12 protein-coding genes are annotated in these 14,950 nt (G+C 61.6%); 3 read left to right on the top strand and 9 right to left on the bottom strand.

Features of this window, described 5'->3' with window-relative positions; genetic code table 11:
* Position 1 precedes the first annotated feature (1 nt).
* The 8 genes from ACQ4WL_RS16555 to nosZ form a co-directional block, all read right to left on the bottom strand.
* A complete protein-coding gene (locus ACQ4WL_RS16555) occupies positions 2 to 1,042 on the bottom strand; it encodes an FAD:protein FMN transferase (protein WP_436510727.1) in 1,041 nt (346 codons plus the stop codon).
* Between the two features lie 48 nt (positions 1,043 to 1,090).
* Complete coding sequence (locus tag ACQ4WL_RS16550) at positions 1,091 to 1,408, bottom strand: c-type cytochrome (RefSeq protein ID WP_034748852.1); 318 nt, start codon at positions 1,406 to 1,408, stop codon at positions 1,091 to 1,093.
* Positions 1,409 to 1,504: 96 nt separating this feature from the next.
* Positions 1,505 to 2,026, bottom strand: a complete 522-nt coding sequence (locus ACQ4WL_RS16545; RefSeq protein ID WP_099760590.1) for a nitrous oxide reductase accessory protein NosL — start codon at positions 2,024 to 2,026, stop codon at positions 1,505 to 1,507.
* Positions 2,023 to 2,847 carry an ABC transporter permease gene (locus tag ACQ4WL_RS16540; RefSeq protein WP_207780972.1) on the bottom strand — a complete coding sequence of 275 codons (825 nt, stop codon included), beginning with the start codon at positions 2,845 to 2,847 and terminating at the stop codon, positions 2,023 to 2,025. Before ACQ4WL_RS16540 ends, ACQ4WL_RS16545 begins: the two co-directional genes overlap by 4 nt.
* Complete coding sequence (locus tag ACQ4WL_RS16535; RefSeq protein ID WP_436510726.1) at positions 2,831 to 3,790, bottom strand: ABC transporter ATP-binding protein; 960 nt, start codon at positions 3,788 to 3,790, stop codon at positions 2,831 to 2,833. The genes ACQ4WL_RS16540 and ACQ4WL_RS16535 overlap by 17 nt, the downstream gene beginning before the upstream one ends.
* Positions 3,759 to 5,057 carry a nitrous oxide reductase family maturation protein NosD gene (locus ACQ4WL_RS16530; protein ID WP_436510910.1) on the bottom strand — a complete coding sequence of 433 codons (1,299 nt, stop codon included), beginning with the start codon at positions 5,055 to 5,057 and terminating at the stop codon, positions 3,759 to 3,761. Before ACQ4WL_RS16530 ends, ACQ4WL_RS16535 begins: the two co-directional genes overlap by 32 nt.
* Entirely contained in the window at positions 5,057 to 7,186 is a 2,130-nt protein-coding gene (locus ACQ4WL_RS16525) for a 4Fe-4S binding protein (RefSeq protein ID WP_436510909.1), read from the bottom strand. Before ACQ4WL_RS16525 ends, ACQ4WL_RS16530 begins: the two co-directional genes overlap by 1 nt.
* 101 nt (positions 7,187 to 7,287) lie before the next feature.
* Positions 7,288 to 9,201, bottom strand: a complete 1,914-nt coding sequence (gene nosZ / locus ACQ4WL_RS16520; RefSeq protein WP_436510725.1) for a TAT-dependent nitrous-oxide reductase — start codon at positions 9,199 to 9,201, stop codon at positions 7,288 to 7,290.
* 303 nt (positions 9,202 to 9,504) lie between these two features.
* Between nosZ and ACQ4WL_RS16515 the strand changes: the two genes are divergently transcribed.
* Positions 9,505 to 10,347: a DMT family transporter gene (locus tag ACQ4WL_RS16515; RefSeq protein WP_436510724.1), complete on the top strand. Its 843-nt coding sequence runs from the start codon at positions 9,505 to 9,507 to the stop codon at positions 10,345 to 10,347.
* A gap of 50 nt (positions 10,348 to 10,397) precedes the next feature.
* Positions 10,398 to 11,333, top strand: coding sequence for a UDP-3-O-acyl-N-acetylglucosamine deacetylase (gene lpxC, locus ACQ4WL_RS16510; RefSeq protein ID WP_436510723.1), 936 nt, complete (start codon positions 10,398 to 10,400; stop codon positions 11,331 to 11,333).
* A 1-nt stretch (position 11,334) separates the two neighbouring features.
* Here lpxC and ACQ4WL_RS16505 read toward each other — a convergent pair whose 3' ends face one another.
* Positions 11,335 to 11,844, bottom strand: coding sequence for a DciA family protein (locus tag ACQ4WL_RS16505; RefSeq protein WP_436510722.1), 510 nt, complete (start codon positions 11,842 to 11,844; stop codon positions 11,335 to 11,337).
* Positions 11,845 to 12,123: 279 nt separating this feature from the next.
* On the opposite strand from ACQ4WL_RS16505, the gene secA reads away from it, so the two are divergent.
* The gene (gene secA, locus ACQ4WL_RS16500) at positions 12,124 to 14,892 is read left to right on the top strand and encodes a preprotein translocase subunit SecA (RefSeq protein ID WP_436510721.1); all 2,769 of its coding nucleotides are present in this window, start codon (positions 12,124 to 12,126) and stop codon (positions 14,890 to 14,892) included.
* The last annotated feature ends 58 nt before the right edge of the window (positions 14,893 to 14,950 follow it).

The following is a 14,950-nucleotide window of genomic DNA, read 5'->3' as shown; positions in this document are numbered from 1 at the left end:
GTCACTCGCGTGCTTGCCAGGTCCCAGCGTGCTCGTGCCGCTCTGCACCTGCAATGCGCGCTTGCATGGCTGCTGTCATGTGGACATTGCGCTGGGCGTCAACCATCAGCACTTCTTTCAGGTCGAGTTTTTCCGCCATCGCTTGCCAGTCTCGGGGGCCGGTGATGAACAGCGGTTTGGAGTGGCCGTCCGAGCGCAGGCCAGGGTCGCGGCCGCCGCTGGCGATGATGGTGACCGAAGCGACCAGATCGATCGGGTAGCCGCTGCGCGGGTCGATGATGTGCGGGCGGCGCTTGCCGTCCTTCATGAAGTAGCGTTCATAATCACCGCTGGTGCCGATCGCTTCGTTGTCGCGCAAAGCGATCTGCGCAACTGTCCCGGCGCCACGCGGATCGCGGATGCCGACCTGCCACGGTCGTTCACCGGGCTGGCCGATGGCGATGACGTTGCCACCGATGTTGACCAGCGCCGCCTTGACGTGCGCTTCGCGCAGCAGCGCGGCGGCGCGGTCGAGCGCGTAACCTTTGGCGTAGCCGCCGAGGTCGATCATGACGGCAGGGTTGACGCTGCTGATGATGTTGCCGTTGTAGCGCAGGTCGGACAGCGATGGCCGCGCGTCGACCCAGCGCTTGATCTCGGCGGCCAGCGGTCCCTGCGCGCCGATGTCGTTTTTCTGGAAGCCCCACAGCCTGATCAGATGCCCAATGGTGGGGTTGAACAGCAGGCCGGAACGCACTGACAGCTTCTCGGCCGATTTTAGCAGGCCGATCATTTCAGCGTCGGCGCGCATTGGCTCGCCTTTGGCGATGCTGTCGTTGAGGGCGGTGAGCATGCTTGGCTCCCACGCGTGGAATTTACGGTGCAGGCGATCAAATTCTCTCAATACCTCGGCGCCAAGCAGGTCGGCGCGCTGCTGCGAACCACCGTAGATGGTGATGTCGACCGTGGTGCCGAACACGTGGCCCCGGGTTTTGTAGAGGCGTTCCTCGCCGGAACAGGCAGTCAGGAACAGCAGTAGCGCCAGCAGCGTGCGGGTGAACATGGTATGTCTCCGGGTGTGGCCGCCGCGCGCAGGTGGCGGCCAGCAGTCTTAATTGCTCTTGGCGACCATGTAGTCGACCAGTGCTTTCACTTCATCATCCTTCAGGCCTGGATTGCCGCCGCGTGGCGGCATCATTTTCACGCCGTTGATGGCGCTCAGGTACAGCGCCGGCTTGCCTTTGGCGATACGCGGTTTCCATCCCGCCTTGTCGCCAACCTTGGGCGCGCCCATGATGCCGCTGCCGTGACAGGCCAGGCAGGTGGTGGAGTAGGTTTTCTCAACCTTGGCGGCGTCCGGCGCGGCGGCGGCGCTGGTGGCAGAGGTGATGGCTGCCAGCATTGCTGCCAGTGCAAGTAGTTTCTTCATGGTCTGTCTCTTTTCAAAAGTAAGTCGGCAAATGCCGGGGTAAAAACGGACCGGCGCTTTCCGCCGAACGGCAATGCCGGCCCAGGCGGTGGTGCTTCAATGCGCCATGGCGTGCGTCGGCATGGCGCCGCTGGCTTCGTTCAGCAGGGCCGGCGTGATCTGCTTGAAGCGCAGCACGCGGCCGCCTTCCTTGCGAACAAACGCTTCCGCGTCTACCTGCCGGCTGAACGAGGCGATGGCCGGGCCCATCGAGCCCTGCGCCTTGCTGCCTAATACATAGAGCGCGTCGTGTGCCCCGATCCAGTGGCCTTGCGGCTGTTGCCAGTTGGCGCTGCCCATGTCCTGCACGTAGAAGGCGCTGGTGGCGCGACGCTGTTCCGGCGCCAGCATTTCGCCGAGCAGTTCTTTTACGTCACAGAAGTAGCTGGTCTTGCCGTCGGCGAAGCGAACCTGCGCTTTCGGCCCAGGGAAGTCGCGCAGCAGCATGCCGTCCAGCGCACACGCGGCTTCGTCGGACGGATCAATGGCTGGCAGGTTGGTGGCGCTGTACGTGCAGGCGGCCAGCGCAAGGGTGGCCAGTGTGGCCAGCGCGCTCCTGCGCAGGTGGAAAATAGTCATGAAAATCTCCTGAGTGCGATAGAAAACGGTAAAAAAATCCAGGCCAGCATCACGCCCGACAGCAGCGCCGGGTGGGTCCAGCCTTGCGGCATCACGGTGGCCAGGCCATACATGGCTTGCGCCTGGTCCGAGCTGAACACGTTCAGCAGGCGAAATACGTCGGCCGGGTTCAGCATCAGCATGGCGGCGAACAGGCCGCTACCGAGCTGGCCCTGGCTGAGCACCATCACCCCCATCAGCAGCAGGTCGAACACCAGCACGAACAGGAACCACAGCGCCAGTGCAATGCCGCTGGCGCGGACGCGGTCGCGGGTGCTGACCGATACCAGCATGGCAATGCTGAGGAAGGCCAGTCCCATCAGCACGGCGCTGGCGACGAATTGGGCGTAGCGCCAGCCCTCGGCCACAGTCAGTTGCGAGAACAGCGGCAGCAGGCCGGCACCAAAGCCGATCGCAGTGGCGCTGGTGAGCGCCGCCGCCAGGCCGAGATATTTTCCGAGCAGCACTTCCAGCGGCGTCACCGGCATCGACAGCAGTAGTTCCAGCGTACCGCGCTCACGCTCGCCGACAATCGCGTCATAGCCGAGTATCAGCGCGATCAGCGGCACCAGATAGATCACCAGGCTGGACAGGCTGGCGATAGTGGCGTCGATGCCGTGGAAACCAACCTGTCCCTGCTGGGCTGCGCCGAAGTAGGCGATGGCTAGCGCGAAGAAGGCAAACACCAGCGCCACGGCCAGCACCCAGCGGTTGCGCAGCCGGTCACGCCATTCTTTTGCGGCCAGCACGCCGACCTGGCGCCATTCAATGCGTGCGCGCATGGGTGCCTCCGTAGCCGAGAAATACTTGTTCCAGTGTCGATTCCTGAATCGCGATGTCGTCGGCGCAAGCAGCCAGCTGGCGCAGCACCGCCATCTTGTCGGCCCTGGCGCAGCGCACGTGCAGCTGTTCGCCATGCACCTCCAGCGCCAGCTCCAGCTCCAGCGGCAACGCGGCCAGCGCCACGCGCACGCCCGCCTGCAGCGCAGGCGCAATCGTGGCGGTAATGGTCAGCATCCGGGGCGCATGGGTACCCGTCCGCAGCTGCCTCAGCGTGCCTTGCGCGGCCACCGTGCCGCCTTGCATGATGAGCAGCTGGTCGACCCGGTGCTCGATCTCTGCCAGGATGTGCGAGGTGATGACGATGGTGGCGCCGCGTTCCTGCGCGGTGCGCAAGATGGCGTAAAAGTCGGCGATGCCTTGCGGGTCCAATCCGTTGGTCGGCTCATCGAGGAAGATCAGGTCCGGCTCGCCCAGCAGAGCCTGCGCCAGGCCGAGCCGCTGGCGCATGCCCTTGGAGTACGCCTGTACCGGCCGCGCGGCGGCATGCGTCAGGCCCACCAGGTCGAGCAACGGTGCGCAAGCAGCGCGCGCAATGTGCTTCAAGTCCGCAAAAAAGTGCAGTACTTCCTGGCCACTCAGGTTATCGTAGGTGAGAAAACTTTCCGGCAGATAGCCGACGCGCCGGTGCGTCTGGCGAAAGGCAGGTTCGGCCGCGTTCTGGCCCAGTACGTGCAGCGTGCCGGCGCAGGGCGTGATCAGACCGAGCATCAGCTTGAATAGCGTGCTCTTGCCGGCGCCATTGTGGCCGATCAGGCCGAACATGGCGCCATGGGCGATGTCAAAGCTGACGTCCTGCAGCACCGTGAGCGCGCCGTAGCGATGCCGGATACCGCGCAGGCTGACGGCGGCTTCAGTTGTATTCGATGCGGGGAGCGATGTCATTCCATTTTTTCCAATTCTGTGAGAGCGGGCGCATGCGCGGATGGCGGTCGACTACGCTTGGCGCGCGCAGCAGCGGAAACTGACGCGCGGCAAAGCGCAGCGTCTGCAGCGCGGGGCTGGCGCCGAGCAGCTTGAGCAGCGGGTATTGCCAGTTCAGACGGTCAACCAGGTCGTTCGCTTCATACGCCACGTCACCCTGGCCGTCGCCGTTCTGGTCCCAGCCGTTGTAATTGCTCCAGTAGTTGCCTTCCTGTTTGCCCCATTCGACATCGCGCGCGGCAACAAAGCGCACCTGCTCCTGGTTGCCGATGAAGTCGTTGCCATCGACTTGGTTGTTCGACGAGCCGGCCGACAGGTGCACGCCGGTGCGGTTATTGATGATCAGGTTGTGGCGCAGCGTGTTGTACTCGGCGTCATAGATGAAAAAACCACGGTCGTTGCCGGCCACCACGTTGTCTTCGATCAGCGAGTCCTGGATGGTGCGCAGCATGATGCCGTGATCGGTATTGCCCCACGCGATATTGCGGCGCACGGTCAGGCTGCGCACCTCCATCAGCGCCAGCCCGGCCCGGCTCAGATATACCTCGTTGTCTTCCCAGATGCTGTGGTGGGTGTTCATGTAGTGCGTGCCGTAGCGGACATGGTGGATGCGGTTGTGGCGAAATTGCGCGTCGCGCGAAACGTCGACATAGATGCCGTCGCGCGTGCCGCTGATTTCGTTGCCGGTGACGCGCGCTCCGCGCGTGTCGTACACCTGGATGCCATTGCCGCGCTGCGCCGATTGCAGGTCGCGCCGGCCGGTGATGGTGTTGTTCAGCAAGCGCGCATCGTCAACGCCTTGCAGCCAGATGCCGAACAGGTTGGCGACCAGTCGACAGTTGTTGATCTGCACGCGATGCGCGCCAGGCACGATATAAATGCCGGCGTTCTGCGCAGTGAGGTCCGCGCCGCTGTCGATCACGATCAGGCCGATCAGGGTGACGTCGGGGGCGGTGATGCGGATGGTGTCGCCGTGTCCTCGGCCGCTGATGGTGGGGTGGCTGCGCCCTTGCAGCGTCAGCGCCTTGTCGATCAGCACGTGTTCGTTATATCTGCCGGGTGCGATCAGCAGTGTGTCGCCTTTCTGCGCACTGGCGATGGCCGCATTGATCGACGTGCCCGGCGCCACTTCCAGCACGGCGGCGGCCAGGCTCGGCCCATAGCCGGCCAGTATGAGTGCCAGCACCAGCGCGCGCATCAGCGCCAGCAGGGCGGAAGGCGCCAGCATCATGCGTCTTCCTTGCCTTGCGACGGCAGCGTTGAGCGCAAGCTGTCGAGCGTAAGGAAGTAGCCGTCGGCGCCGATACGCGTCAGCGCTTCGCCCTTGGCAGCGCGCCGCTTGCGCTCTTTCACCAGGGGTGGACAGGCGTGATCGTCGTAGTACATCACCATGCAGTCCAGGCACAGCATGCATTCCATCTGATCGATTTTGCCTTGGCTGTCGATGGCGTGCGAGCCGCAACCGGCGGCGCAGGCGTGGCAGCTGGTGCATTCTGCCTTGCGCTTCAGACCGAACAGACGGAACTTGCCGGGCAGCGCCAGGCCCGCGCCCATCGGGCACAGGTATTTGCAGTAGGGGCGCTCGCTGAACAGCGACAGGCCCAGAATGGCGCCGATAAAGAGCCAGAATGGCCAGCTGCGGTTCCATACGCCGACCAGGAAAGTGGTCTTGAAGGGTTCGATTTCGGCCAGATGTTCGGCCGTCTCCATTGAGAACAGGGATACGCCGATCAGGCCGAAGAAGATGACGTACTTCAGCCAGCGCAGCTTGTCGTGCAGTGGTTTCGGCAGCAGTTTCTGCCAGCGTTTCAGGCCGATGGCGGAACCGAGTTTCAGCATCAGGTGCTGCAGCGAGCCGAATGGACATAACCAGCCGCAGAACAGGCCGCGTCCCCAGATCAGCACCGTGATGATGATGAACCACCAGAACAAAAAGATGAACGGATCGGACAGGAACAGCTCCCAGCGCCATTGATGGATCAGCGAATGGAGCCAGGTCATGATCTGCGTGATGCTGGGCTGCGCCTTCAGGTAGAAACCGATGAAGCCGGCGCTGATGAGCCACAGCACCAGCCGCGGCCAGCTGATCAAAGGCTTGTGCTTGCGCGTCGATGCACGCACCAGCCGGTCGCGTCGTGCGTACCAGATGGCGGTAAACAACAGGGTGGCGACGAAGAAGCCGATTTGCGGAATCCGGTCCAGCCAGATGTTTTGCCACGCCGGGCGCGCCGTCACCACTTTCGGATGGCCGCCTTCCAGATAGCGGGCCGGCAGCCAGTATGTCTGGTCGTAGTGGGTGAAGGTTTTCGCGCCCTTGGCGTCCAACTGATTGACCAGCAGCGTCAGCGTCCAAGGCCACGCCGGATTGAAGTGTTTCGAGCGGACGATGAAGATGCCCGATTCGCGGTATTGGGGCACATCGCCGGGCTGCAGGTGATACAGATTGAGATAGTCGGTATCGCGGAAGGTGTAGGTTTCAGGATCTTGCCGAACCTGGATGCGGTCGTAGATGCCGCCGCGCACAAAGCCCGAGCCCTTGAACGAGGTCTGGCCGATGGCGATGACGAAGATCGCATGCTCGTCCGGCTTGAGGTCGCGCATCAGGCGCTGGTAGTTGTCCTCGCCCAGCAGGCTGTTGCCCAGCGTCGGCGTGTTGAGGTAGCCGAAGTAGAGATCGATGTAGTCGCCGCGTGCGCTGTCGGCGCCGACTTCGCGCGCGGTGATCGTCAGGCGGCCGACCGAGCCCTCGTCGGCCAGCTTGCCCCAGTTGAGGCGCTCGTCGAGCGGCGTGAAGCGGGCTGGCGGCCGCGCCGCCGCAGTGAAGATGCCGACCTGGCGGCCGATCTCATAGGCGCTGCGGGAAATTACCTGGTTCTCGGCGATGGCCGTCACGGTGGCGCCGCTGATCGCGTCCAATCCCACGCTGCCATCGCCGCCACGGCCAATTTCCAGCCTGGCGTCACCGCGCAGGCCGACATATTGTCCGATGAACTTGAGCAGCGCCGATTCCGGTATGCCGGCCAGCAGGATCGGTTCGGAATGCTTGATCACGCGCACGCCGGTAATGATGCCTGCGGTGTCCATGCCGATCAGTGTAATGACCGGCTTGCCGGAATAGGCGGGAATGTCCACCACGTCGGTTGACAGGAAAACGTAGCCAACGAGCTTGCCGCCGGCGTCCAGCGCTTGCACATAGCGTGGAGAACCCATGCGCTGCGAGAAGCGCTGCGCTTGCGGCATCACGTCGCGGCAGGCGGCATGCGCGCACAGGTCGGCGCCGTGCAACAGTTCGGAGGAAAGTTCAGCGTCGTAGATGTTGGCGGCGGCGATGGGCGGCGCCAGCATAGCCAGTAACATCAAGCACGACGCCAGCGAATTGAATAAGGTTTTTAAAGTAGTCGTCATGAGAATATGCCATGCCGGCTGACGCATCAGCCGACATGGACTTGCGGAACAACTCAGGCTTCAACCAGGAAACGGCTACGCATTTCCAGATGCAGGGCGTGGCAGAAGTGCGTGCAATACAACCAGAACGCACCGGCGTGATCGGCCTTGAAAGTGACCGACTTGGTTTCCTGCGGATTGACGATAAAGTTGATGTTGTAGGTCGGGATGGCGCAACCGTGGGTCAAATCTTCGACCTTGTCGTAGTTGGTCAGGGTGAGCGTGACTTCATCGCCTTTTTTGACCTTGATGACCGGCATGCTGAACGCCGGCGCTTGCGACATCAGACGCACATGCACCTTGTTGCCCTTGCGCTCGATACCGGCGTTTTCCGGCGTGACGGCATTCGGGAAGTCGGTCATGGTGTGGATCTGGCGCGTCTTGACCACGTCGCGGCGCACGATAATGCCATCGTGCGGTTCCGGGTAGGCAGTGTGATCGGCTATCAGCTTCATGCTGGCGCCGCTGATGTCCACCAACTGTTCGGTTTCAGGATGCAGCGGGCCGACTGGCAGGAAGCGGTCCTTGGAGAACTTGTTGCCGGAGTTGAGGTATTTGCCGTCAGCTTCCCTGGTCTCACCCATCGATGAGTAGTTATGGCCCGGCTGGTAGTGCACGTCCAGCTTCTCGATGATGACCTTGGCGTTTTTGTCGCCCTTGAACTGGGCAATGGCTGCATCCACATTCCATTTGACGGCTTGGCTGTCGAGGAACAGCGAGGTATAGGCGTTGCCCCTGCCGTCGAAGGCGGTGTGCAGCGGGCCGAGGCCGATTTCCGGTTCGGCCACCACGGTGTCGCGCGGATCCTTGACGTTACCGTCGAACCACTGCAGCACCTTGCTCAATTCAATCACGGTGGCGGTCGGCGACAGCTTGCCGGAGCATACGAAGTATTTTCCGTCCGGGCTGGCGTTGACGCCATGCGGGTTCTTGCTGACCGGGACGTACAGCGAGATCGCGCTTTTCGGATCGGCGTTGGCAGCCTTGCGGCCATCGACCACGGGGACCTTGGAACTGCCGATGGTGGTGAACTTGCCTGCCTTGACCAGGGCCTCGACGCGTTCGATATGCAGGAACACGCAGGCATCGCGCTCGGCCGCCATCATGCCGTTCAGGTCGGCGGCGTTTTCCACGTTGTACTGGTTGCAGGCGGCCAGCTTGCCGTCGTACGAGGTGGCGCACAGATCCATATTGCCGTCAACGCGCACCTGCCACATCACTTCCATGGTCTCTGCGCTGACGCAGCTGAACAACGCACCCCACTTGTCCGGATTGTCCAGGTCGCGGCCGTCGTTCGGCAGCGGGATATGGAATTCGGCGCCGCAGAACACGCGGGTGGTGTAGTCAATCTTCTGGTCGACCGGATCGCGCTTGTCAGGGAACAGGCCGTGGAAGCCGGCCACATTCGGCAGTTCGGTGATCTTGTCGCATTCCATGGTGTCCATGCGGATGCGCGCCACGCGTGAATGCAGCTTGTCGTTGATGAACAGCCAGCGGCCGTCATACGTGCCGTTCTTGTAGCTGCCGTGGACGTGGTGGGTGTCGCCGGTGATGTATTTCAGCGTGCCGTCGGGCTTGGTGCCGATGATGGCTTTCGATTCATTGGTAATACCCCAGCCGACCATGCAATCGACGTTGAACACCGGGATGCGCTTGAGCGTGCGCCCGGAAGGCAGGCCGAGCACCCGCGCTTCGCCCGAATGGCCGGAACTGATGAAAGCATAGTAGTCGTCCAGCTGGCCTGGCGCGATCTCGGTGCCGTGGTGTGCGGCCGGTGCGGCAGCGCTCTTGCCGCCGGCGGCAGCTTCCTCCTTGCAGCCGGCCAGGCCCAGCGTGACGCCTGCCAGGCCCAGCGCGGCGCTCTTGCCGAGAAAGCCGCGGCGGCTCGACTGCGTGTCGTTGGTGGTATCTATCTTCTTGCTGTCCATCTCTCGTTCTCCATCGTTGCAAAATTATAAACAAGCATTTTACATACATCTTTTAAAAAAACGATGACGTAGATCAAGCATTTCAGGCACCGCCGCCGCGATTGCGGCAGTACTTGATCCAGGCACTGTTTTCGTCGTCGCCCCTGATGAGCTGGCCGGCTTGTTATAATCAATCCCGGCAGCGCCTCCGCTGTGCTGGCTCCGGACGTCGCCATAATGACGTTCCCAGTGGTCCGCCCCGGACCGGTCGTCAAGGAGCTTTCCCTGTATTCTCGTCAAGAAAATCTGCACAGCATCTATGCGATGCTGATTGCGGTCGCCATGTTCTCGTGCATGGATACCGCCATGAAGCTGCTTTCTGCCTATTATCCCGCCACGCAGGTCACGGCGATGCGCTCGCTCAGTTCGTTGCCACTGCTGTGCGGCTACATGCTGTACCGCGGTGCGTTCAAGGGCATCTTCCGCATACGCTGGCCAATGCACCTGTTGCGCGCCGCACTCGGCATCGCCATGCTGACCACCTTTGCCTTCGGGCTGAAGTCGCTGTCGCTGGCCGAGGCATATTCGATCTTCTTCATCGCGCCGGCTTTGATCACGGCGCTGTCGGTGTGGGTGCTGAAGGAGCACGTGGGCCGCGGGCAGTGGGGGGCGATTGGCGTCGGCCTGCTGGGCGTGCTGGTGGTGCTGCGCCCCGAAGGCACCGGCTTCCTGTCGCTGGGCGGGCTGGCGATTCTGGTGGCAGCTGCCTGCTACGCCGTGTCGGCCATCAGCGCGCGCGTGCTGGCGCGCACCGACAGCACCGAGGCGATGATGTTCTGGCTGCTGACGCTGATGTCAATTGGCGCAGTAACGCTGGCGTGGAATATCTGGGTGCCTGTGCGTGCCGAACATGGCTCGACCTTGATGGTGCTGGCGCTGTCAGGCTTCTTCGGGCAGTTGGCGATCACCAAGGCCTTCAGCACCGGCAAGGCGTCAATCGTGGCGCCGTTCGAGTACACGGCGCTGGCCTGGGGCGTGGCGATAGACTGGCTGCTGTGGCAGGCGCTGCCGGATCGCTATACCTTGCTTGGCGCGGCGATCATTATCGCCAGCGGCATCTACCTGGTGCGGCGCGAGGCCGTGCATGTGGAAAGTGAGCATCCCTAGCATTTCTTTGCCGGTCAGCATTCCACGCCGCAACTGGATATAATCGTGCCATGTTAAAACAACGCACTATCAAACAACTGGTCCGCACCATCGGTGTCGGTTTGCACTCTGGCACCAAGGTGGAACTGACCTTGCGTCCTGCCGCGATCGACACGGGCATCGTGTTTCGCCGCATCGACCTCGACCCCATCGTCGAGTTTCCCGCCAGCGCCATGGCCGTGGGCGATACGCGCATGGCTTCCGTGCTGATCAAGGATGGCGCCAGGGTGTCTACCGTGGAACACCTGATGTCGGCCGCGGCGGGCCTGGGCGTCGACAATATGTACATCGACGTGAATGCGGAAGAAATTCCCATCATGGATGGTTCCGCCTCGTCCTTCGTCTACCTGCTGCAGCAGGCTGGCGTGGAAGAGCAGCAAGCGCCGAAGAAATTCATCAAGGTCATCAAGCCGGTGGAAGTGCGTCACGGCAAGGGTGACGCGGAGAAATGGGCGCGCCTGTCGCCGTACGACGGCTTCAAGCTCGATTTCTTCATCGAATTCAACCATCCGGCCGTCGATGGCACGATGCAGCGCGCCTCCGTCGACTTTGGCGACGTGTCGTACGTGCACGACGTGGCGCGCGCGCGCACCTTTGGTTTCATGCAGGACGTGGAAAGCTTGCGCGGCATGGGCCTGGCGCGTGGCGGTTCGCTGGAAAACGCCATCGTCATGGACGAGTACCGCATCCTGAATGCCGATGGCTTGCGCTATGAAGACGAGTTCGTGCGCCACAAGATCCTCGACGCCATCGGCGACCTGTACCTGGTGGGCCATCCTTTGCTGGCGTACTACACGGCGCACAAATCGGGCCACGCACTGAACAACCAGTTGCTGCTGGCGCTGCTGGAACAGCCTGATGCGTATGAAATCGTCTCGTTCGATACCAACGAGGCGGCGCCGCAGTCGTACCTGCGCCAGATGGAGCGCGAGTGGTCGCTTACCTGAATTAATCCTTCGGTTCGCGGTGGTGGCGGACCATATTGCGCAGCGCCGCGATCAATTGCTCGTTCTGCTTCGACGCGGGCAGGGCTGTGCTCAGCTCTTCCAGGGCCGTCATGGCTTTTTCCGGCAAGACCAGCGCCCGCGTATGCACGATGGGCGCGATGCTCCTGATGACTTGCACTTTCAGCTTGATGCCTGAAATCTGCCAGCCCTTTCTTTCCAGTTCCCCTTGCAATTTCGGCAATTGCTGCTTGAGCTTGGCCGCCAGCGCCGCGTTCGGCGTGGCCAGCACCAGTTGGCCGCTCTCGAATTGCAGGATGTCGCAATGCTCGAACATCGCCGGCAAGGCCTTGGCACAGTCTTTTTGCAGGGCGGCCAGGCGCGTGACGGTGGGCATCAGGGAGGCCATCGTTGCATTGCCGCGCAGAAAATCGGTTGCGCCCGTGACGGCCGGGCCTGAACGGGCAAAGCCGTAGCCGCGGCGCGGTGCCGGAGAGTAAGTGGGAGTTCGCATGGCCGAAACATAGCACACTCGCCCGCGCATGACGAGTGCGGCGGCGGGTGCGGTGCAAGCGGGCCGGCCGTATTGCCTTACAGTATGGAAAATGTCCGCAATTTCTGCCATTTGTTTGTCATTAAGCTATTGTTATATGGTGCATTAGCCCAACCTTGGCGGGAACGCATGATAAAATCATCGTCTTTTGCCATAGTCGAACTCCGTGCGGTCACGCGATTGTTACCTCGTTGTCACCTACCGAGCTTTTTTTAACGGCGTTTTTTCAAGAATTCAAGCATGTCATTACTGACCCAGATTTTCGGTAGCCGCAACCAGCGGCTGCTCAAGCAATACCAAAAAACGGTACGCGAGATCAATGCGCTCGAGCCGGCCATCGAAAAGCTGTCGGATGCCGAGCTGCAAGCGAAGACACCTGCCTTCAAGGAACGCATCGCCGCTGGCGAATCGCTCGATGCCTTGTTGCCGGAAGCATTTGCCGTCTGCCGCGAGGCCAGCAAGCGCGTCCTGCGCATGCGCCACTTCGATGTGCAGATGATCGGCGGCATGGTCTTGCATTTTGGCAAGATCGCGGAGATGGGCACGGGCGAGGGCAAGACCCTGATGGCCACCTTGCCAGCCTACCTGAATGCCTTGTCGGGCAAGGGCGTGCATATTGTCACCGTCAATGATTACCTGGCGCAGCGCGATGCCGAGACCATGGGCCGCCTGTATGCCTGGCTGGGCCTGTCGACGGGCGTGAACATGTCGCAGATGGAGCACAGCGCCAAGCAGCAGGCGTACAACTCCGACATCACGTATGGCACCAACAATGAATTCGGTTTCGATTTCTTGCGCGACAACATGGTCTACGAAGCGCGCGAGCGCGTGCAGCGCAGCCTGAACTTCGGCATCGTCGATGAAGTCGATTCGATCCTGATCGATGAGGCGCGTACGCCGTTGATCATTTCAGGCCAGGCCGAGAACCACACGGACCTGTATTACAAGATCAATGAAGTGCCTGCGCTGCTGACTTTGCAGATCGGCGAAGAAACGCCGGACGGCAAGGGCAAGGTTGACGTGCCGGGCGACTATACCAAGGATGAAAAGGCGCACCAGGTGCTGCTGACGGAAGCGGGCCACGAAAAGGCCGAGCGCATCCTGATGGAAATGGGCCTGCTGCCGGAAGGCGCGTCGCTGTACGATTCGGCCAACATCACCCTCGTGCATCACCTGTATGCGGCCCTGCGCGCGCATGCGCTGTACTTCAAGGATCAGCACTACGTGGTGCAGAACAGTGAAGTCGTCATCGTCGATGAATTCACGGGCCGTCTGATGACGGGCCGCCGCTGGTCCGATGGCTTGCACCAGGCCGTCGAAGCGAAAGAAGGTGTCAAGATCCAGAACGAGAACCAGACCCTGGCATCGATCACCTTCCAGAACTACTTCCGCATGTACGCCAAGCTGGCCGGCATGACCGGTACGGCCGATACCGAAGCGTACGAGTTCCAGGAAATCTACGGCCTGGAAACGGTCGTGATCCCGCAAAACCGTCCGTTGCAGCGCAAGGACCGCCAGGATCAGGTCTACAAATCGTCGGCGGAAAAATACAACGCGATGTTGAACGACATCCGCGACTGCTACGAGCGCGGCCAGCCCGTGCTGGTGGGTACGACCTCGATCGAAAACTCGGAACTGCTGTCGGGCATCCTGACCAAGGCCGATTTGCCGCACAACGTGCTGAACGCGAAGCAGCATGCGCGCGAAGCGGAAATCATTGCCCAGGCAGGCCGTCCGAAAGCCATCACCATCGCCACCAACATGGCCGGTCGCGGTACGGACATCGTACTGGGCGGCAACGTCGAGAACCAGATCAAGTTCATCGAAGCCAATGCTGAACTGAGCGATGCCGACAAGGCCACCCAGTCGCAGACCTTGCGCGATGAATGGCAATCGCTGCACGACCACGTGGTCAATGCCGGCGGTTTGCACATCATCGGCACCGAACGCCACGAATCGCGTCGCGTCGACAATCAGCTGCGTGGCCGTGCAGGCCGCCAGGGCGATCCGGGTTCGTCGCGCTTCTACCTGTCGCTCGACGACGCGCTGCTGCGCATCTTCGCCGGCGACCGCGTGCGCGCCGTGATGGACCGCCTGAAAATGCCGGAAGGCGAACCGATCGAGGCAGGCATCGTCTCGCGTTCGATCGAATCGGCCCAGCGCAAGGTCGAAGCGCGCAACTTCGACATCCGCAAGCAATTGCTGGAATACGATGACGTCGCCAACGACCAGCGTAAAGTCATCTACCAGCAGCGTAACGAGTTGCTGGAAACGACCGACATTTCGGACATGATCGGCTCGCTGCGCCATGGCGTATTCACCGACCTGGTGCACGAGTACGTGCCGCATGAATCGGTGGAAGAGCAGTGGGATATCAAGGGCCTGGAAAATACCCTGTCCAGCGAATGGCAGCTCGACTTGCCGCTGCAGCAAATGCTGGAAGCCGATTCGACCCTGACGGACGAAGAGATCCTGGAAAAAGTGCTGGTCGCGGCCGATGCCGTGTACCAGTCGAAGATCGATATCGTCGGCAAGGAATCGTTCGGCGGCTTCGAGCGCAATGTCATGCTGCAAAGCGTCGACAGCCACTGGCGCGAACACCTGGCGGCGCTCGATCACCTGCGCCAGGGTATTCATCTGCGCGGTTATGCGCAGAAGAACCCGAAACAGGAATACAAGCGTGAAGCGTTTGAACTGTTTGGCCAGATGCTCGACATGATCAAGAACGACGTCACGAAACACGTGATGACGGTGCGTATCCAGTCGCGCGAAGAAGTCGATGCGGCTGAACAGGCGATGCAGCAGTCGCACGTGGAAAACGTGCACTACCAGCATGCCGAGTTCGATCCGAACGCGGCGCCGGAAGAACTGCTGGCGCCTGCGGCAGGCGGCAACATGGACAACGTCGACGACATGAGCGTGAGCATGGGCGTCAAAGTGGGCCGCAACGACCCATGCCCTTGCGGCAGCGGCAAGAAGTACAAGGCTTGCCACGGCAAGCTGGCCTAAAGCCGGCTTCGCAGCCTGAACAAGAACGGAGACTTTGGTCTCCGTTTTTTTTGCCGTT

The sequence above is a fragment of the Janthinobacterium kochi genome (assembly GCF_051380715.1).
Lineage (GTDB): Bacteria > Pseudomonadota > Gammaproteobacteria > Burkholderiales > Burkholderiaceae_D > Janthinobacterium.
This window is presented reverse-complemented; position numbering and strand designations above follow the sequence as displayed.